Source organism: Alphaproteobacteria bacterium, from assembly GCA_017302575.1.
Classification (GTDB): domain Bacteria; phylum Pseudomonadota; class Alphaproteobacteria; order Rickettsiales; family UBA3002; genus JAFLDD01.
Map to the genome: position 1 here is coordinate 160,142 of JAFLDD010000001.1, position 17,467 is coordinate 177,608.

Here is a 17,467-nt window from a genome sequence, read left to right on the forward strand (position 1 = left end):
CCTTGTTGTTATCTACCCTAGAAGAAGGGCGGATAAGACTACGCTAAGAAAAGACGCTAATGCAACTTTTTTTAGCACCTCGTTAACGGCGGAACTAACGCTGAACAAATTAGTTACCAAACGTTAACTTAATTTGACCGTAACATAGCCATAAAATTAACACAAATTAAAATTTGCTCAAATTTTATTAATATTTGTGTCTGTGTTTAACCATTTGTATCCAAAGTTTTTATCCGAAAAAACGGCCGATTTTCTGGCTGTGGATACCAATTTAATCGAAAGGAAGAGATATGAGTATTCAAGAAATCACCGAACGCGTGCATTCGCTTGGCAACGCGTGGGAACAATTCAAGCAGGTGAATGATGCGCGCTTGAAAGAAATCGAACGCAAGGGCCATGCTGATCCGCTCTACGAAGAACACCTACGCCGAATCAGTGATGCACTCGATAATAATAAGCGCCGCATGGATCAGATTGAAACGGTGCATGGTCGTTTGGGTGGCGATGTTTCGGGCAAGTCATTCGAAGATGCGTCGGAGTACAAGTCAGCATTTCGTAACTACTTGCGCAAGGGTATGGACGCAGGCTTAGAGCAAATTCAATTGAAGGCGCTCTCGGTTGGTACGGATGCAGATGGCGGCTATCTGGTAACGAACCAGATGTCGGAAAGCATTATGGCGACGATAAAAGAAACTTCGCCGCTACGTGCGCTTGCGCGTGTGGAAACTATCTCGAGTGATAGTCTGGACGTGATTGAGGACACGAGCGAAATGTCTGCCGCATGGGTTGCGGAAACGGCGGCGCGCTCTGAAACCAACACGCCTGCGATTGGCAAGAACAGCATTGAAGTGCATGAAATGTATGCACAGCCACAGGCAACTCAAAAGCTGATTGATGATGCATCGATTGATATTGAAGCGTGGGTTGCGCAGCGCATTGCTGAGAAGTTCGCACGTTTGGAAGCAACGGCGTTCGTTTCAGGCGATGGTTCGGGCAAGCCAAAAGGTATCCTGAGCTACACTGCAGGCGCCAACTTTGGCGAGATTGAGCAAATCAATTCAGGTACGTCGGCTGTGGTAACGGCGGATGGCTTGATCAAACTATACTATGCGCTCAAGGATGATCATGCGAAGCGTGCAACATTCCTGATGCACCGCACGACGGTTCAGGCTGTACGTCTGCTGAAAGAAGCAACCACCAACCAATATCTCTGGCAGCCTGGCCTTGCGGCAGGCACGCCTGATACGCTGCTTGGTGTGCCTGTGGCACTGGCAAGCGATATGCCTGCGCCTGCGGCTAGCTCGCTCTCGGTCGCGATTGCGGATTTCCAATCGGCTTACTTGATTGTTGACCGTGTGGGCGTGCGTTTGCTGCGTGATCCGTACACGGCTAAGCCATTCGTGAAGTTCTACGCGACGAAACGTGTTGGTGGCGAAGTGGTAAACACGGAAGCAGTGAAGCTCTTGAAGCTGGCTGTCTAATCTCGGCCATCGCTTAAGCATCCAAACCGCAACCGCCGTGTATTATCCCCCATACAGGTAGGTTCTCAATGCGGATTGGCGGGGTGGGCTATGGCTCACCCCGAGACTTCAAAGCCACAGGGGGCTTGGAATAACCAAGGATTCATGCCTTGCGAACGCACTCGATTGACGCTAAATGGCTGGAAAGCTAGGATGCCTCAACATGGAGTAACTTCGTGAGCGATTTAACGCGTTCGGAAAAACTACTGGCAGAGAAAACTGTCTGCGTGCTGTTGGTGCGCGGGGAAGACCCTGATGGTCAGCCTATTTATGCCTATGTTGCCGTGCGTGCTGACCGTTTGGAAGAATTCATGGCTGCGCAGAAAAGCGGTATTTTCTATCCTGAAGAATATGGCATCATTGTTGAAGCGGGAACGGGTGAACCTACCGATGAAGTTAAAGCGCGGATGGAAACCGAGTATGGATTCAATCACGAATCAATGCTGACTATTCCTGATAGTGAGAGCGCACAAGAAGTGGCGTCTGAACTCACAAAATCGTTGGCCACAAAAAAACCCTACGACGCCTAGTACGCTGAATAGTACTGCTTAGCTTCGAGCGAGTGTACTCCCATGTATTACGTACGACTCACGCATGACAGTGTTTGCTGGCAGCGTGGTATAGGGCTGCGCCGTTTCTATGCGGATGAAATTGCCTGTGTTCCTGCGCCTATCGCGCGATTCTTACTCTTTGCACGACTTGCAACTTTGCACACTCACGACATGAAAGGATACATCATGAGCACATCTATTACTCATGCTATTGAGCGTATTACGCCGCCTGCAAGTGAACCAGTTACGCTTGCTGAAACGAAGAATTATCTGCGCGTCGAACATACAACGGATGATGCGCTCATCACATTAATGATTGTGGCGGCGCGTGAAGCGGCGGAGGCGTATTTAGGCACGTCGTTCATTACACAGCGTTGGAAAATGACACTTGAAGATGGGCTGCCTGAGCGTGTGACGTTACGTTATGGATTGGTGCAGAGTATTGTCAGTATCGTTGAAAAAACTGAAGCAGGCGGCAGCACAACACTCGATACGAGTGCCTATCGTTTGTCGATTGATAAGCGCGCCGTACATATAGTTTCACCACGCACGGGCTTTCATTTCGAAATTACCTATGATGCGGGATATGGTGCGACAGCCAGCTTAATGCCAGGGCTGATTCGACAAGGTATCTTACAGCATGTAGCGGCAATGTATGAGCAGCGCGAGATGAGCGTTCCTATGCCTGCAATGGCGCTGCAGGCCTATCACCCTTACAAGGAAATTAGCTTATGATACGCGATGAAACTAGCGGGCTGGCTTCACGACTGCGTGAGCGTGTGGTGATTCAATCGCGTACACTTACAAGTGATGGGCTGGGTGGTAATAGCGAGAGCTGGACGGATCTGGCAACGGTATTTGCGCAAGTGATTGCGCTATCTGGGTCTGCGCGCGAGCAAGTGATTGCCGCGCAACGCGAAGCGCGGAATGCGTATCGCATTGTTATGCGAAAGCGCAGTGATGTGAACACGCAGATGCGCCTGCAATGGCAGGGAAGAATCTTACATATTCACGGTGTTGTGCCGAGTTTAAGCGCGATTGAAATGATCGCTTATGAGGGAGGTGAGGCATGAGCTTGCCACTTTATCAGTTACAGCAGGCACTATTCGCGCGTCTTAATGGTGATGCGCTACTCATGAGTATGATTCAGGGAATTCATGACAGCGTGCCACAAAATACAAGCTTTCCCTACGTTGTTATTGGTGATGGCGACCAGAATGATGTGCCTGCCTCGGATACGATATCGGTTCGCTGTTCGCTAGATATTGAGGTATTCAGCCGCAGCAAAGGCCGCAAGGAGGTACTGCTGATTCTGGAACGTCTTTATGCTTTGCTGCACCAGAGTGTTCTGACGGTTTCTGGGTATGAATGTATTATTTCACGCTGCTCGCGCGCTGAGACCGAAACGCTAATCGATGCAGTAACTCTGCGGGGCAGCATGCGTGTGACCATTCTCTTGATGCAGGAGATTGTATGACATTCTATGCAGGAAATGGGATAAGCGTTGCAATCAGCGAAGTGCTGGAAACGCCGAGATTTGCTGCACTCAAGGCCATTCGTAGTTGCCGCTTTAGATTAGAACATGATGTGCGTGACGTAGACGTCATTGCTAGTGATAATTGGGCGCGATTCAGTGAAACACAGTTGCGGCGCTGGCACATGACATTAGAGCTCTACGGCTCCTCACACACGGCGCAAGCGCGCCTGCGCACAGCAGCGCTGAATGATGGGAAAGTTCGCGCCAAGCTGACTCTAGCTAGTGGCGCAATTCTTGAAGGTAATATGCAAATTGAGCGCTATGAAGAATTTGTTAGCGACGATGATGGGCTAGAGGTTGAGGTGGGGCTTACTTCTACAGGCTTAGTGAGTATTACGGAGCCATAAAATTTGATTGCCACGCCAGTGTTTGCGATTTGAGTTGCTCAAGTGATGGCTCATCGCACTTGGTATTGGCATAGACCAATTCGTAGGTTTTTTGTGCTGATGCATTCAGTTCATGCATGAGCAGATTGGTGTCGTTGAACAGTTTGCTGCGTACAGCGTAAGCTTGGGCTGCGTTGGAAATATTGGTTTTTTCACCGTCGGAAATAAGGCCGCATTGGTGCAGGATAATGCTGATGACCAGTAGCTGCTCCAACTGACCACGCGTGCGACTAATCGCTTGTGCTTGGCTGATGGATGCGCTGCTTGGATTAAATAAATCTAACACTGGATGTGTAGGTATAGCAGGCTTGGTAATGGGTTTGGGCGCTACTATTTGTACGGGTTTTTTAGACGATGGCGGCGAGGTAACCGTTTTGTTGAGCGCATGAAAAAGTAATAATGTGAAAACGACTATCGCTGCGATGCCTAACCACCAATAACGTCCTGAAAGATAGGCGGCCATTATCGTGCGGCACTACAATCAAGGCGGGTCATTTCGCCTTGGCGGAACTTTGCATGACGCAGGCGGTCAATATCGTAGCAGCGATAACTGACTTCCAGCTCCTTGAAGCATGAATAGATGGGATCGAATCCCACAATATCGGCTTCTGTTAGGAACGTGCAGATAGCTTTACCATTACATAGCGTGCTGATGTGGGTGAGGGCATTGTTGCGCGTGATGTGCTTTGGGATGGGGATGCTGTCGCGTTTCTCGGGCGGAAGTTGCGCGCGCTCAATACGTGCGCGCTCGATGGCGTGTGCGACGTGTGGGTTGCAATTCATGCCCCATGTAGCACTGCTGATTTGTACATAGTCACTGCCTGCAAAAACGGCTTCTTGTGGTTTCTCGGTACTTGGGCCGAATAGGACGTACATGATCGTTACCATAGCGGTAATCGCCCCGATTGCCATAATATGAATTCGCATTTTTCCACGCATAAGCCGCATCTTAAGCCTGTTTTTTTATGCAGGCAAATCGAATATGACAGTTTGATGACAAGGCTACATATATAGAGTGAAGCTTCATCGAATTGTCACACTTTAGGCTAGCCAATTCGCTATAATGCAAGGTGAAATACACTAATAGTAGTGGGTATTAATTGGCTTATAGTTCGTACAGTTCGGGAAATTCTGGTGAGGATCTGAGCGCGCTTTCGTATGAAGAGCGCCAGCGCATATCGGAATTGAAACGTAATACCTCGAAGTTGGTAGCTGACGCTGACCGCGCCGCCGAGGAGTATGAACGCACGCACCAAGGCGAAGAAGAACGGGAAGAAAAATTCCTCGGCATCATTCCGATGCCTGGGTACATGGTTGCGCAAGCCGAAATGATTTGGGGCGGTTTGCTGGGTATGGTGCTGCCATCCGCACAAGAGCACTCCTACAATTTCATCACGAAGAAAGACGGTTTATTCAGTAAGTCGTTAGGAATGGTTGGCATCAAGAACGCTAACCCTAAGACGATTCAAACAGCAGCTTTAAGTGTTGGTGTTGCATCGATGGTGTTGCCTTTGGCATGGCAGCCAATTTCTGCGATGATGAATGGCTATAAGGATGAGCGTAAGAAGCTAGTAGATGCTGCAAAGTATATTGCTCCAGTACTCGATGATATTACGGGCAAGCATTCGTTGAGCTCGCTCATGACGATTAAGGCAGAGCAGAACGAAATGATTTATGCTTACCGCAAGCACAAGCAAGCTGCGGCTCAGCTAACGCATACGAATAATTTTATTTCTATGCTGAGTGTTACGCCATCGGTTGTTCTGGCTGGTGTGAATGCGCGCAATCTAAGAAATAATAATACGGCCAATGCTTCTATTGCTGCTGCTGGCGGGGCGGCGGCAGATGCTCACCAATCAAGTATAGCAGCAAAAATTGCTGGTTGGAGCGCGGGTTCTTCGGCGGCGGTTATTCCTATTCTTGATTTGTTCAAGAAAGCAAACGAGCGCAGATTCAAGCGTAAGGCGCGTTCTGTTACCGCGACGGATATGGTGATTGAATTAGAGCGCCAGATTAGCGCTTCTGGCTCAGACTTAAGAGATTATGCGCTACCGAAGGGTAGTGGGCGTAGCTCGGCGAATTTGACGGATTATGTTGTCGAAATTATCAAAGCCCACCAGCTTGATATGGCAGCATTGGATGCAGAATATGTTCCGCTTCGTAAGGCGTTTGACGAGCAATTACGTGAAGTTGCCAAACCGATTGCAGAGGCCATTAAAAACGGTGAAATCAGCACGCTGGCGCTTATTCGACTCATTGGTGAAGGGCATGTTGTGCGGAACCATGGGCGCGCATTAGCTAAGCCTTCTGATATTCAAAAGCGACTACAAGAAATTGGCGTGAATACCGCATCCTACATGCGTCTTGATCCTAAAGAATATTTTGCAGATGCTGCATTTAATAAGAAAGAAGTCAAAGAAGCGCTTGATGCGCTGAAGGGTGATGAAAGACTTTTCTTTGCGGCGATGTTCCCAGACTCGGTGCTTGCCGAAGTGGGTGTGGGAGAAAAAGAAATTAAAGACATCCGTGATGCAACGCTAGGCCGATATAAAGACCAGCTTAGCAAGCTAGTGACGGGTATGGCGGCTGAGGATGATAAGGCCCTTCAGGATATGGGGCTTGCGAAAGAGGAAATTAAGCAGATTCGTGATGCGGCTGATCAGATTCGCTCTGGTGGCGCTGAGGCCTTGCAAAAACTTTCACACAACCCCACCAATCCAGTTGGCATTGAGCGCGTATTGGCTACCGCAGCGCTTGATCGTATCCATGTGGGTGAAGCGGGATATCTGGGTAAAGTAATGTCTAAGGGCTCGCCTGCTAAAGTTGCGGCGACTGAAACGCCTGTCGATGATGCTGCTAAGCCATTGAATGGTGGCGCTAAAACCGCGAGTCATGCCGAGAAGGAAGCTTCCCGCCGCGATGCGAGTGGTGAGAGCCAAGAAAAGGCAATTTAGCTAGCCTGCTTATACTAACCTTCATTAAACCTTCACACTTCCTAATACGTTGATTTGTTAGAATTAGCGTGAGGAATTGTTATGCAAGAGTTTGCGGATATTCATGGATCTGGTGGTGCGCGTGTGACGCAGTCGAGCGTTGCTGGCACGTCGGCTATGCGTGATTTTCATGTGCCGCACCCTGCGCCTATTATCGCTGCCCAGCACGTAACAAAGGCATTCGAGAAAGAAGATCAGAAAGATCGCGCATTCATTGGAACCGTGCAAACGGTTGGTGGAATTTTGTCTATTCCCATGTTCATGGACTTGGGAACTGCGTTGCTTGCAAAAGCACTGACGCTGAATGGATTAATTAAAGGTTCGTGGGAAGCAAAAGTGAACGGCGTGTTGCGCGCGCCGATTCGTGCACTCAAAGATACGGAACTGCGTGACTGGAAAAATTTTGGTAATCGCGTTCAACTCAAGCGCCATGAATTCAACATGCGCCAAGGTGTTGAGAATGCAAAGCTTGATGCGTGGTATGAACAAACAGGCAAGCACCTCAAAATTAAAGACGGCAAGGTTGCTGGTAGCTCGTTTGGTCAGGCACTTGAGAACAAAGCGGGCAAGCTGGTGGAAAAAGGTCCGCTTAAGTGGCTCGATGATCAGGTAAGAAAATTTGCGAATTGGCGCGCAAAACGATTGGTCGATGCGGCGCATAAGCAAGTTGTGGAATTGCCAGATTTGATGACGGGTACTGCAACGAAGGAGCCTGGATTCATTGGTAAGAATTTGATGGGCAAAAGTGCCGTTTCCACGGCTACACAATATGATGTGCTGAAAGAAGGCATTGTAAAGCTCAAGGATATACACGATCCGCGTGCATTAGAAACCGCGCTGCATGAAGGTATTGATGGCGTGCGCCACACGGCAAACAAGACGGTTGCAGATGCAGCGCTTGGTGGGCTTGAGCATTCGAATTATCACAAGGTGCGCGTTCAGCTTCGTCACGGTGCAACGGCGGCAACGGCAGCAGCAGGTTGGAAAGATATTGGTGCTGAAGGTGGTAGCGCGATTGCCAGAACGATGCGCGCACTGCCAAAAGGTTTGGGACGCGCGAGCATTTTCCATGTGCTCTTTGGTGTGGGTGCTACCTTAACGGCTGGCGCTAAGTTGATGGATTTGAGCCGTGATACGAAGCTTGAGAAGAGCTTGGTAAAAGAATTTGCGGCGGATGTATATGGTGTCTCTGCCGAGCAGGTTACTAAAGAGATGATGTTGGGCAAAGATGCGCACCCGCTTGTTAAGCAGGCGGCTGAGACGGCGCTTAAAGCAAAAGGTGGACGCGGCATTTATGGTGCATTGAATACGGGCTTTGAAATCCTGAACGTATCAACCATGAAGGGGTTAGGTATGGCAGGTGTGGCGGCGATGCCTTGGTATGGCGCGCCTAATATGCCTGGTTTGGAACAATTGTCGCACAATATGCTGATTGGCGAGAATAGCTCGATCAAGGCATATCAACACTTAAAGGATGCCGATGCTGGTAAGGTGCAATTAGCGCCTGAGCAGCGCGTTGGACTTGTTCGCTTCATGATTGCCAGCATTCCTGGCATTGCTAAGAATATGGGCGTAGATAACCGCCTTGTGGAGCCAATGGCAGAAGCGTTGGTGAGCAAGGGGTTGAATGCGCGCCAAACGCTACAGGCGATTGCTAACCCAGAACAGATGACTGCGCTGGCACGTGAGGCAACCGAGGCGCTTGCTAAGAAGGCCGAGGAAGCCAAAAGAGTGGCCGCAGCCAAGAAGGATGCAGCGCCAGAAACCAAGAAGAATGCAGCACCGGAAGCTGATCATCCAAAGACCAAAGAATTGCCTTCCATGCAGATGGCTGCGGCACCTGCTAAGCAGGTAAGCATGGCCGAAGCATCGCATGAAGGTATGGTGGAAACCCGCCAGAAGGCCCAAGCACACTAAGCTAGGGCAGCCCATCTAAAGGGCCAAATGTCACAAAAGGTTCATAATCCTTACTACTCAGTATGTTAAAATAAAGGCTGAGGAATTGTAATATTATGGCGTCAACTATCGCAGCAGTCGGCAATCTTGGTAAAAAGATTGATGGCAAGAATTGGAGTCCGAAAGCGATTGCTTTGTCGGTCGCTGGTTTTGCTGTTGCGTTGATACCTGCTGGATTGTTCCTTTCGTGGGGCGTTGATCTTTATCGCAATGCTGAAGTCGCTAAAGATCAGAAAAAAGTTTTAGCAAAATATTATCGCTCGCAAATCGCTGCTGAGCTTGGAATTGATCCTAACAGTGTTGGCCATCGCGAATTGGATATGGCGGCAAAGACCAATCCTGCTTTTGCAAAATTGGTACGCAAGGTTGATCTAGAAAAAGAGCGCGCTGATCGCGCAAGTCATATGAGCAACGGTGCGGCAAAAGTAGCAACGTTTGGCGGGATTATTCCAGGATCTGGACTTGCTGCAAAAGGTGTAACAGAAGCAGTGAGCGGTGTTGCTGGTGGTTTTGCTTCGATGCTTTTCAACAAGGATACGCTGACCGTACAAGATGTGGTTTCAGTGATTGATGAAAAGACCGCACAAGGTGCGCCAATCGAAGCTGTTGATGTGATGCTGTTGCGTATTGCGCAAGATGAAGGTCTGCAAGAAGAAATCCAAAAGCAATTTAAGAAGCCACTGCATAAAATGAACGAAGTAGAGCAGCGTTCTGTATTAGCTGCGATGCCTGATTTGTATCAGTTGGCGGATCGTGATGCGCAGGCAGTAAATACTGGTCGCCTTAAGCATCAAGATTTAATTATGGTATCGCCTGGCCAACAGCAACAAGCATTTGGGCAGTTTACTGCTCGTCATGGTTCGCGTGGTGGTCGCCAAGGTAGCTGGGCACAGCAAGTCAATTCACAACGTGCTACTGCACCTACGCAAGGCCGCGTCGTTTAGTTTTTCAATTTAGTTTCAGGAGTCGTCAATGAGTTTCGTGGAAACGCAATTCCCGAGCGATATTAGTTATGGCTCATCGGGTGGGCCAGAATAGTTTTTATAAAAAATGGCCAGAGCTGTTTGATCAGGTCTTTAGAATTCCCAGCGACCTTGTAAGCCAACAAACCACTTAAATTCTTTTTGCTTAGCCACCATGAAATGAACGCCGCCTTTTTCTTCGACGTAAAGTGGCGCACGTAAAGCGTAACCCTTGCGAGAGCCGCGCAAGCGGACAAGTTCTAGCTGATAAGGTTCGGTGAATTCATCTTGGTCGTAGTCGATATCCAAGACGGCGAGCTGACCCGATTTTGCCTTCGTCTTGTCGAAGTTCAAATGTTTGATGGAGAGGTCCATCATGCCGCAGGCGGGGAGAAAAAAGGTTGCGGCGAGCAACCCGCCAATCGTGATTCCTTTATTCGATATTGGCAAGGCTGGCCCAGCGTTTGCATGAATCGGCCTATACATGCGTTCAATATAACTCAAGATTCGTTAAGGATTCGTTAACTATTGCGCGCTATGCTGGCTGTTTTGCCAGATAGCCGTGCACTGCAATATGAAAGTGGGTGCCACGGCGGTGAATGGCGCGCTGAAGTAGACGTGCCACTCATGGAAACAACCGAACAATATGATGTGGAAATTATCTATAGCGGAAATGTTATAAGAAGTTGGCGAGTGAATGTGCCAACACAGCTTTATACGTCAGCAGAACAAACGTCTGATTTTGGCAGTATTCCTAGTGATTTTACGGTCAGGATTTATCAACTTTCGTCATTGGTTGGGCGCGGACAGGTTGCTGAAACAATCCTCTAATCAGTAACGGTTTGTTAAGAATTGGTGGGTATAGTGGAGATATGAACTTCCAGAACGTATCCACTGCTGATTTGACCCGTCGTATCACCAGCTTATTTGCTGGTAGCAAGAAATGGCGAGGCTGGATGGAAACATTACCCCAAGCTCCGCACGAATATCATGCGCCGATGATTACAAAGCAGGCGCTTTCGCAATTAGTGCAGAAAACGAGCTCTTTTGATATTGAGCGAAAGATTCGCGATAATACCGCGCGTCAGTTGGCGCTTAGTTTGGGTATGCGTATTGGTGATACGCGTACACAAGTGATTCTTGATAGCTTGGTGCATTTGGTGGAAGCGAATGAGATTAGCTTCTCAGCGTATGTGAATAAGCTTGATCACCTCTATCCTGAGGCGATGAAGTCGTTGGATATCAACCTGCGCGCACGTGTGACCTCGTTACTGAATCACACGCACTAATTTTGCAATAATTTGGATTTTGCTTGTTGGAACTCGGCGTCACTGAGGTGACCTGCATCGCGCAGTTTTCCAAGGCGTTCTAACTCACTCGTTAAATCGACAGTAGCATTCAAAGTTCCGCTCGATTGCGCCGTGCGATGGGCGCTGGTGGCGCTTGCCGCCAAATCATAGACCATCTGGCGTTTATAGATGTCCATCGCCTCTTGGACAGTTTTTACAAAGGGGTGAATGCTGGATTTCAAAACCATTTTAATGGTGATGGAGGATGCGCCGTCCCAAAACCGTAGAGCACCGAAGAAGATGGTGTAGCTCGAATCAATCGACTGAATGCGATCAAGCGACATTTGTACCTGACGCAGCCCAAAGAACATGCCGCGATCAAGGAACAAAACACGGCGATCGGTGCAGACACAGAGCCACGTTGACGTGTTCATGTAGCCAGAGGTGAGTGCAAGGATACGTTCACCCTCCGCAAGGACTTCAGGCAGATAGCGAATTTCTTTCTTCGTATAAAATACGTAGCGGTGCGGCAGCCCGTTAATTTGTTTCCAGATCTGATCAATCGTCGGCATTCGATGATTCTAGCATTCTTCTCACACAAACCAAACACTAACGGAGGACCACATGGCGAATACGCCACATTTAAGCATGACGTTGCTCGAGCAGTCACAGGCGCAAAAGGAAGTAACGGTGAATGAGGCTTTTTACCGCATCGATGCGCTGCGCAAAGATCTGCGCGTTGCAGAACAAGCAGTGATGCGCCTTATCCATGTGCCACTGACGCAAAACCAATTTGATGCGCTCGTGAGTTTTACGTTTAATCTGGGTTCTGGCGCATTACAGCGTTCGACGTTGCGCCGTAAAATAAATCGAGGCGAGCATGAAGCGGCTGCGCGTGAATTCTCGAAATGGGTATTTGCGGGCGGAAAGCGGCTCTCAGGCTTGGTTAGGAGGCGGCAGGCCGAAGGTAAACTTTATATGAAAAACAGCGTGTTATAGCCATTGCGGGCACGGCAAATTTTCATAAAACTGTCACATACATACACGCTCATTTTGCTATGATGTGAGTAGGAAATAACGGGAGCCGTGTATGGCAAAAGAAAAAAAAGCAGCAACGATTGGTGAAATGGCACAAGCCATTGTGGAGCTTGATCCGCGTGGTGCAAAAGATGCTAAGGGCAATCCCATTCAGCCATACAGTGTGTTTGCAGATGATTTCAAAGGTAAGCTTAATGATAAGTTTAAGCTTTCGGTAGAGGAATTCAAAGGCCTTTCGGATGATGTAAAAGACGCTGCGCACGATTTCGTAAAACTTCAGAAAGAACTGGGCAATAAAATCGTTGAGACAGATGGTGTTTTTGCTGCGAAAGAAGGTGTTGATTTAGGTGATGATGCAGCAAAGCTTGCGCGTTTGAATGAATCTCATAGTTTGCTACAAGGCCAAAAAGGTTCGGCGGACAAGATTGCTGGTCTTGGTAAAGCGCTAAAAGGTATGACAGGTATGGTGCAAACCGAAGGTTTGGTGGGCGCTGCTGTTAAAAATCTTAATCCGAAGAATGGTCCAGTTGCATTTGCTCGCATGGGTGCTACGGCGCTGTGTGCTGTGGGTGCTGTGAATGGTATTACCAACTCAAAAACCAAAGATGGTGAAGACCGCAGTATCTTGATGCGCGGTGGTCAGATTGCCATTTTCACGCTTGGTACTGCTGCTGCCTTGTTGCTTGGCAGAGCACACCTACAAAATGCTACTAAGGCTGCTGCAGCAATCAGTTAATCTGAATGATTCGTTTGAAGCGTTCTGCATCAGCATTTGATAGATGCACGTGAACGTGGATTTTCTCTTCTTCATCTTTGCGATTGGTGACTTGCCCATGCGCGTAGAGCCATGCAAGCGCTTTGCCATTCGTTGGGTCTAGCGTGAAATGATGTGCTTCCATAAGGTGTTCGGATAGCATCGCCTCGATGCGTTCGAGTAGTTCTGCGCAACCTTCGCCGCTCAATGCAGAAACACGCACGATGGGCAATGTGGTATCTTCGGCTGCTGCCAATGGGTCGAGCTTGTCGACTTTATTATGTGCCTCGATGAGATGTTCAAAATAGCTTTCATTGCCGAATAAATTCTTCATCACTTTCTCGACATCATGTTTTTGCGCGAGTGTATCTTCGCAACTAATATCGCGCACGTGAATCAATACATCGGCTTCCAATACTTCTTCGAGCGTTGCGCGGAAAGCGGCGACCAGCTCCGTTGGAAGATTGGAAATGAAACCCACCGTGTCGGATAGCATGACCTTCAAACCTGAAGGCAAGGTGAGGGAGCGAATGGTGGGATCGAGCGTTGCAAATAGCTGGTCTTGCGCGATGACGGCAGATTGCGTGAGCCGATTAAAGAGCGTGGATTTGCCCGCGTTCGTATAGCCAACAAGAGCGACCACCGGATAGGGAATATCGCGCCGTTTGGCGCGGTGCAGTTCGCGCGTGCGCACGACTTTTTCCAACTGTTTTTTGATTTTATCGATGCGCTCGCTGATGAGGCGGCGGTCAATTTCAATCTGCGATTCACCCGGACCGCCCAAAAATCCGAAGCCACCGCGTTGGCGCTCAAGGTGTGTCCAACTACGCACGAGGCGTGATTTTTGATAGGTAAGCGAGGCGAGTTCGACTTGCAGCTTTCCCTCGTTCGTGCGTGCGCGGGCACCGAAGATTTCGAGAATCAGCGCGGTGCGGTCAATGACTTTGCAACCCAGATTCGTTTCCAAATTGCGTTGTTGGATGGGCGTTAATGCGCAATCCATCACCACTAAACCAATGTCATCCGATTCGACGATTGCTGCGAATTCTTCAACCTTGCCTTTGCCGAGTAACGTTGCGGGAGTTATGGAGCGCAGCTTGGCGATATGCGCGCCCACCACCTGCAAATCGATGGCCGAAGCGAGGCCCACGCCCTCTTCAAGACGTGCGAGTAAGCTCCGCTCGTCGTCGGATTTGGTGGTGACGGGGTGGATAACTAAGGTTCGTAGCGTCAGATACTACTCTTGAGCAGGTGCTGCATCGTCGCCATCATCTTCGCCTTTATAGAGGCTGATGGGTTGGCCAGGAACGATGGTGGCAATTGCGTGCTTATACACCAGCTGCACTTGCGGTGAGCGGCGCAGAACGACGCAGAAATTGTCGAAGCCCGAGATATTGCCCTGAAGCTTCACGCCAGAGGTCAAAAACACCGTAACGGCGACTTTTTCTTTACGCAGGGTATTGAGGAAAACGTCTTGAATATTCTGATTTTTTTCGCTTGCCATGGTTCTTATTCCTTTTGGTTTTGCTGTTGTTATTAGTGGCTAGCTCGCACCGCGAGACTGGGGGCACCATACAAAACCCGATTAAAAAGGCAATAGGGGAAGCGTGTTTTACCCATTTTTGGCTCTAGGCCTAGGGGGACACCCTAAAACCTTAACCATATCTTAACACAAATTAACCCGTTCCTTTGCTATAGTCAGAACATAGGAAGTTAACAACACCCTATACGAAATACATGATTTCTTCTGTGCGAGGAGAGCTTGGGGTACCATGAAAATGGTACCCACTTTTTTTAGGCCGCATCGGATTGTTCGGCTAGCTCGACTGTGGTCGAGGCGCCTGATTTCCACTCACTCACGTTACCTGCACCGCACACATCGCCAATCCAAGCATCGGGTTTGAATGCGCTGGCTACGGTCAGTAGTTTCACAGGGAATTTAATCGATACGTTTGCCTTTGATTTAGCGTCGCGGATGCTGGTGAGCACTTCGAGTGCTTGTTTGCCTGCATCAAGTGCCTCGGCTTTCACGCTGAAGTCTTTCTTGCTTGGCCATGTGCCGCGAGCATGGAGTGAACCTTTGGCAGCGTAATCATCGGCGAAGATGTGGGAATAAAGCTCTTCGGTCACGTGTGGAACGAAGGGCGCATAGAGTTTGAGAATGGTGTTCAAACAATAATACAGTGCGCGGATAGCCGATTGCTGCTGCGCAGCGGTGAACGAACCATCTTCGTTGTACACGCGCTTTTTAATCAGCTCCAAATAATTGTCGCAGAAGTCTGCCCAGAAGAATGCGTTGGTTTTATCGAGCGCGTCGGCATATTCGTAACGCGCGAAGGCTTCGGTTGCGGCGGTCACGGTTTCGCTTAAGCGCGAGAGAATCCATTGGTCGAGCACTTCGGTAATCGCTTTATCCGTTGCGGCAGTCTTTGGTGCGTCGGTCATTTTGTTCAAATGAATCGCGGCGAATGCAGTCGCGTTCCACAGTTTGCCGACGAGTTTTTTGCCGATTTTCAGCAGGTCGGGTGAGAAGGCCGTGTCTTGCCCGAGGCGCGAGGTCGCTGCCCAGTAGCGCACCGCGTCCGTTCCTTTTTCTTCGATGAGTGCAACGGGCGTTACCACGTTACCTTTAGATTTTGACATTTTCGATTTATCTTCGGCCAAGCACCAGCCTGAAATCATGAGATTGTGCCATGGCACGCTATCGCTATGTAGATGCGCCTTCACCACGGTGTAGAATGCCCATGTGCGGATAATCTCGTGCGCTTGTGGGCGCAAATCAGCGGGGAACAGTTTCGCGAAGCGGTCACTATCACCACCAATCGCATGCGCAGAAAGTTGCGGCGAAATCGACGATGTCGCCCATGTATCCATCACGTCCATATCGGGAAATAGTGCAACTAGCTTGCCTTCGGGATTGATATGGATTTTTCCATGAAAATTTCCTGAAACTTTATGTCCTCTAGAAGCGGCCTCGGCATCGGAAATTTTTTGATAACCGCTTGGTGAATCCACTAGCGGGTTCACGGGTAATTGTTCTGACGAAGCGTAAACTAATTTGATTGGTTGTGCGAATGCTTCGAGATCATCTACACCCAATTCATACCACACAGGGAACGGCACGCCGAAGTAGCGTTGGCGCGAGATGCACCAGTCTTGCGACAGGCCTTCAATCCATTGCTCCATGCGCACGCGCATCCACTCTGGATTCCAATTACACTCTTTTGCTTTTGCGGTCAGCGCATCTTTTTTGTCCATCACGCGCACGAACCATTGTTCGCTTGGTAGAATCTCCAGCGGCGCGCCCGAACGTTCAGCGCATTTCACGGCATGGGTGATTGGTTTTTGCTCGGTCAGCAAGCCAGCATCTTTCAGCAGCGCGATGATGGTTTCGCGCGCGCCCAGATTTTTTGGGTCTGGGTTGGATGTCTTTTTATTTTGAATTAATTCAATCTGCGCATCGGCGATGCCTGCAGCTTTGAGAAGCGCGGGGTCGAGCTTGCCGTATTTATTGAGAATCACGCGGGTTTGCAGCTTATGCTTGTCCCACCATTCTTTGTCGGTGTCGTCGCCGAAGGTACAGCACATAACGAGGCCAGTGCCTTTTTCTTTATCGACTTTTTCGTCCGCCACCATGGGAACTTCGATATTGAAGAGTGGCGTGCGTGCGGTTTTGCCTTTGTATTTCGCCGCATCATCGGGGTGATACATGAGCGCGACGCAAGCGGGTAGCAGCTCTGGTCGTGTGGTCATGACAGGGACTTTCGCACCATCGACTTCGAACAAAATAATGTTCTGGTGGCTTGCCATTTCTTTATCGACGATTTCGGCTTGCGCGATGGCGGTTTGATCAACAGGGTCCCAATAAAACGGGCGCAGGGCGCGGTAGCAATGGCCTTTTTGAACTAAATCCAAGAACGAAAGTTGCGACAGGCGGCGCGAGTCGTCGGATATGGTGTGATACTCTTGCGCCCAATCAACGGAGAGGGCGATGCTCTCGAACAGCGCGCGGAATTCTTTACGCGCTTCTTCAGAAACACCAAGACACACATTGATGAAGTCTTCGCGCGACATATCCACGGCGCGGATTTTTTTCGTTTTCTCGACCAAGCGCTCGGTGGGCAGCCCGTTATCGTCAAACCCCATGGGGTAGAAGACGTTTTTACCTGTCATGCGTTGGAAGCGGGCGATGAAATCCGCCTGCGTGTAGCTGAATACGTGCCCCATGTGCAGCGTGCCGCTCACCGTTGGCGGAGGGGTATCGATGACGTAGGAATTCGCGCGCGATTCATTCGCGTCCCACGCGTAGGTTTTATGGTTCAGCCAATGCTGCTGCCATTTTTTCTCGATTGCTGCCGTGTCGTATTGTTCGGGCAGGGGAGTCATTTTATGTGTGTAGGTGCTCATGGGGCGTGATGTGTAAATGGTTTTACAGGTAGGTGCAACCCCTTCGCCTCTATGATTTTTGTGCCTTCGGCACG

General features: G+C 49.4%; 20 protein-coding genes. 13 read left to right on the top strand and 7 right to left on the bottom strand.

The window, feature by feature from the left end; all coding sequences use genetic code 11:
- The first annotated feature begins 290 nt into the window (after window positions 1-290).
- The 6 genes from J0M34_00825 (at window position 291) to J0M34_00850 (ending at window position 3,955) form a co-directional block, all read left to right on the top strand.
- The gene (locus tag J0M34_00825) at window positions 291-1,481 is read left to right on the top strand and encodes a phage major capsid protein (GenBank protein ID MBN8542791.1); all 1,191 of its coding nucleotides are present in this window, start codon (window positions 291-293) and stop codon (window positions 1,479-1,481) included.
- Window positions 1,482-1,696: 215 nt separating this feature from the next.
- Window positions 1,697-2,050: a hypothetical protein gene (locus J0M34_00830; protein ID MBN8542792.1), complete on the top strand. Its 354-nt coding sequence runs from the start codon at window positions 1,697-1,699 to the stop codon at window positions 2,048-2,050.
- A gap of 207 nt (window positions 2,051-2,257) precedes the next feature.
- Complete coding sequence (locus J0M34_00835) at window positions 2,258-2,806, top strand: phage head-tail connector protein (protein ID MBN8542793.1); 549 nt, start codon at window positions 2,258-2,260, stop codon at window positions 2,804-2,806.
- The gene (locus tag J0M34_00840) at window positions 2,803-3,144 is read left to right on the top strand and encodes a phage head closure protein (protein MBN8542794.1); all 342 of its coding nucleotides are present in this window, start codon (window positions 2,803-2,805) and stop codon (window positions 3,142-3,144) included. Before J0M34_00835 ends, J0M34_00840 begins: the two co-directional genes overlap by 4 nt.
- Window positions 3,141-3,548 carry a DUF3168 domain-containing protein gene (locus tag J0M34_00845; protein MBN8542795.1) on the top strand — a complete coding sequence of 136 codons (408 nt, stop codon included), beginning with the start codon at window positions 3,141-3,143 and terminating at the stop codon, window positions 3,546-3,548. The genes J0M34_00840 and J0M34_00845 overlap by 4 nt, the downstream gene beginning before the upstream one ends.
- The gene (locus J0M34_00850) at window positions 3,545-3,955 is read left to right on the top strand and encodes a hypothetical protein (protein ID MBN8542796.1); all 411 of its coding nucleotides are present in this window, start codon (window positions 3,545-3,547) and stop codon (window positions 3,953-3,955) included. The genes J0M34_00845 and J0M34_00850 overlap by 4 nt, the downstream gene beginning before the upstream one ends.
- Here J0M34_00850 and J0M34_00855 read toward each other — a convergent pair.
- Together J0M34_00855 and J0M34_00860 are read right to left on the bottom strand one after the other, a co-directional pair.
- The gene (locus J0M34_00855) at window positions 3,942-4,457 is read right to left on the bottom strand and encodes a hypothetical protein (protein MBN8542797.1); all 516 of its coding nucleotides are present in this window, start codon (window positions 4,455-4,457) and stop codon (window positions 3,942-3,944) included. The two genes, J0M34_00850 and J0M34_00855, sit on opposite strands and share 14 nt — an antisense overlap.
- Entirely contained in the window at window positions 4,457-4,921 is a 465-nt protein-coding gene (locus tag J0M34_00860) for a hypothetical protein (protein ID MBN8542798.1), read from the bottom strand. Before J0M34_00860 ends, J0M34_00855 begins: the two co-directional genes overlap by 1 nt.
- A gap of 173 nt (window positions 4,922-5,094) precedes the next feature.
- Here J0M34_00860 and J0M34_00865 point away from each other — a divergent pair, with 173 nt between their 5' ends.
- The 3 genes from J0M34_00865 to J0M34_00875 all read left to right on the top strand — a co-directional run bounded on the left by J0M34_00865 (window position 5,095) and on the right by J0M34_00875 (window position 9,887).
- Entirely contained in the window at window positions 5,095-6,948 is a 1,854-nt protein-coding gene (locus J0M34_00865) for a hypothetical protein (protein MBN8542799.1), read from the top strand.
- Between the two features lie 81 nt (window positions 6,949-7,029).
- On the top strand, window positions 7,030-8,904 hold the full coding sequence (locus J0M34_00870) for a hypothetical protein (protein MBN8542800.1): 1,875 nt from the start codon (window positions 7,030-7,032) through the stop codon (window positions 8,902-8,904).
- A gap of 95 nt (window positions 8,905-8,999) precedes the next feature.
- Window positions 9,000-9,887, top strand: a complete 888-nt coding sequence (locus tag J0M34_00875) for a hypothetical protein (GenBank protein MBN8542801.1) — start codon at window positions 9,000-9,002, stop codon at window positions 9,885-9,887.
- Between the two features lie 132 nt (window positions 9,888-10,019).
- Here J0M34_00875 and J0M34_00880 read toward each other — a convergent pair whose 3' ends face one another.
- Window positions 10,020-10,391, bottom strand: a complete 372-nt coding sequence (locus tag J0M34_00880; GenBank protein MBN8542802.1) for a hypothetical protein — start codon at window positions 10,389-10,391, stop codon at window positions 10,020-10,022.
- A gap of 51 nt (window positions 10,392-10,442) precedes the next feature.
- Here J0M34_00880 and J0M34_00885 point away from each other — a divergent pair, with 51 nt between their 5' ends.
- Both J0M34_00885 and J0M34_00890 read left to right on the top strand, forming a co-directional pair.
- A complete protein-coding gene (locus J0M34_00885; protein ID MBN8542803.1) occupies window positions 10,443-10,736 on the top strand; it encodes a hypothetical protein in 294 nt (97 codons plus the stop codon).
- A gap of 41 nt (window positions 10,737-10,777) precedes the next feature.
- Window positions 10,778-11,194 carry a hypothetical protein gene (locus J0M34_00890; protein ID MBN8542804.1) on the top strand — a complete coding sequence of 139 codons (417 nt, stop codon included), beginning with the start codon at window positions 10,778-10,780 and terminating at the stop codon, window positions 11,192-11,194.
- Here J0M34_00890 and J0M34_00895 read toward each other — a convergent pair.
- Complete coding sequence (locus tag J0M34_00895) at window positions 11,191-11,766, bottom strand: PH domain-containing protein (protein ID MBN8542805.1); 576 nt, start codon at window positions 11,764-11,766, stop codon at window positions 11,191-11,193. The genes J0M34_00890 and J0M34_00895 overlap by 4 nt on opposite strands.
- 52 nt (window positions 11,767-11,818) lie before the next feature.
- Between J0M34_00895 and J0M34_00900 the strand changes: the two genes are divergently transcribed.
- Window positions 11,819-12,193: a lysozyme gene (locus J0M34_00900; GenBank protein ID MBN8542806.1), complete on the top strand. Its 375-nt coding sequence runs from the start codon at window positions 11,819-11,821 to the stop codon at window positions 12,191-12,193.
- Between the two features lie 91 nt (window positions 12,194-12,284).
- Window positions 12,285-12,968: a hypothetical protein gene (locus J0M34_00905; GenBank protein MBN8542807.1), complete on the top strand. Its 684-nt coding sequence runs from the start codon at window positions 12,285-12,287 to the stop codon at window positions 12,966-12,968.
- Here the strand turns inward: J0M34_00905 and hflX are convergent.
- The 3 genes from hflX to valS all read right to left on the bottom strand — a co-directional run bounded on the left by hflX (window position 12,961) and on the right by valS (window position 17,393).
- Window positions 12,961-14,220: a GTPase HflX gene (gene hflX, locus J0M34_00910; protein ID MBN8542808.1), complete on the bottom strand. Its 1,260-nt coding sequence runs from the start codon at window positions 14,218-14,220 to the stop codon at window positions 12,961-12,963. The two genes, J0M34_00905 and hflX, sit on opposite strands and share 8 nt — an antisense overlap.
- 3 nt (window positions 14,221-14,223) lie before the next feature.
- Window positions 14,224-14,490 carry an RNA chaperone Hfq gene (gene hfq, locus J0M34_00915; GenBank protein ID MBN8542809.1) on the bottom strand — a complete coding sequence of 89 codons (267 nt, stop codon included), beginning with the start codon at window positions 14,488-14,490 and terminating at the stop codon, window positions 14,224-14,226.
- A 290-nt stretch (window positions 14,491-14,780) separates the two neighbouring features.
- Window positions 14,781-17,393: a valine--tRNA ligase gene (gene valS / locus J0M34_00920; GenBank protein ID MBN8542810.1), complete on the bottom strand. Its 2,613-nt coding sequence runs from the start codon at window positions 17,391-17,393 to the stop codon at window positions 14,781-14,783.
- Window positions 17,394-17,467: the final 74 nt, after the last annotated feature.

Coding starts and splice junctions, on each gene's coding strand:
- J0M34_00825 (MBN8542791.1), top strand. CDS start 291: ATGAGTATTCAAGAAATCACCGAACGCGTGCATTCGCTTGGCAACGCG.
- J0M34_00835 (MBN8542793.1), top strand. CDS start 2,258: ATGAGCACATCTATTACTCATGCTATTGAGCGTATTACGCCGCCTGCA.
- J0M34_00840 (MBN8542794.1), top strand. CDS start 2,803: ATGATACGCGATGAAACTAGCGGGCTGGCTTCACGACTGCGTGAGCGT.
- J0M34_00845 (MBN8542795.1), top strand. CDS start 3,141: ATGAGCTTGCCACTTTATCAGTTACAGCAGGCACTATTCGCGCGTCTT.
- J0M34_00850 (MBN8542796.1), top strand. CDS start 3,545: ATGACATTCTATGCAGGAAATGGGATAAGCGTTGCAATCAGCGAAGTG.
- J0M34_00855 (MBN8542797.1), bottom strand. CDS start 4,457: ATGGCCGCCTATCTTTCAGGACGTTATTGGTGGTTAGGCATCGCAGCG.
- J0M34_00860 (MBN8542798.1), bottom strand. CDS start 4,921: ATGCGAATTCATATTATGGCAATCGGGGCGATTACCGCTATGGTAACG.
- J0M34_00870 (MBN8542800.1), top strand. CDS start 7,030: ATGCAAGAGTTTGCGGATATTCATGGATCTGGTGGTGCGCGTGTGACG.
- J0M34_00875 (MBN8542801.1), top strand. CDS start 9,000: ATGGCGTCAACTATCGCAGCAGTCGGCAATCTTGGTAAAAAGATTGAT.
- J0M34_00880 (MBN8542802.1), bottom strand. CDS start 10,391: ATGTATAGGCCGATTCATGCAAACGCTGGGCCAGCCTTGCCAATATCG.
- J0M34_00885 (MBN8542803.1), top strand. CDS start 10,443: ATGCTGGCTGTTTTGCCAGATAGCCGTGCACTGCAATATGAAAGTGGG.
- J0M34_00890 (MBN8542804.1), top strand. CDS start 10,778: ATGAACTTCCAGAACGTATCCACTGCTGATTTGACCCGTCGTATCACC.
- J0M34_00895 (MBN8542805.1), bottom strand. CDS start 11,766: ATGCCGACGATTGATCAGATCTGGAAACAAATTAACGGGCTGCCGCAC.
- J0M34_00900 (MBN8542806.1), top strand. CDS start 11,819: ATGGCGAATACGCCACATTTAAGCATGACGTTGCTCGAGCAGTCACAG.
- J0M34_00905 (MBN8542807.1), top strand. CDS start 12,285: ATGGCAAAAGAAAAAAAAGCAGCAACGATTGGTGAAATGGCACAAGCC.
- hfq (MBN8542809.1), bottom strand. CDS start 14,490: ATGGCAAGCGAAAAAAATCAGAATATTCAAGACGTTTTCCTCAATACC.
- valS (MBN8542810.1), bottom strand. CDS start 17,393: ATGAGCACCTACACACATAAAATGACTCCCCTGCCCGAACAATACGAC.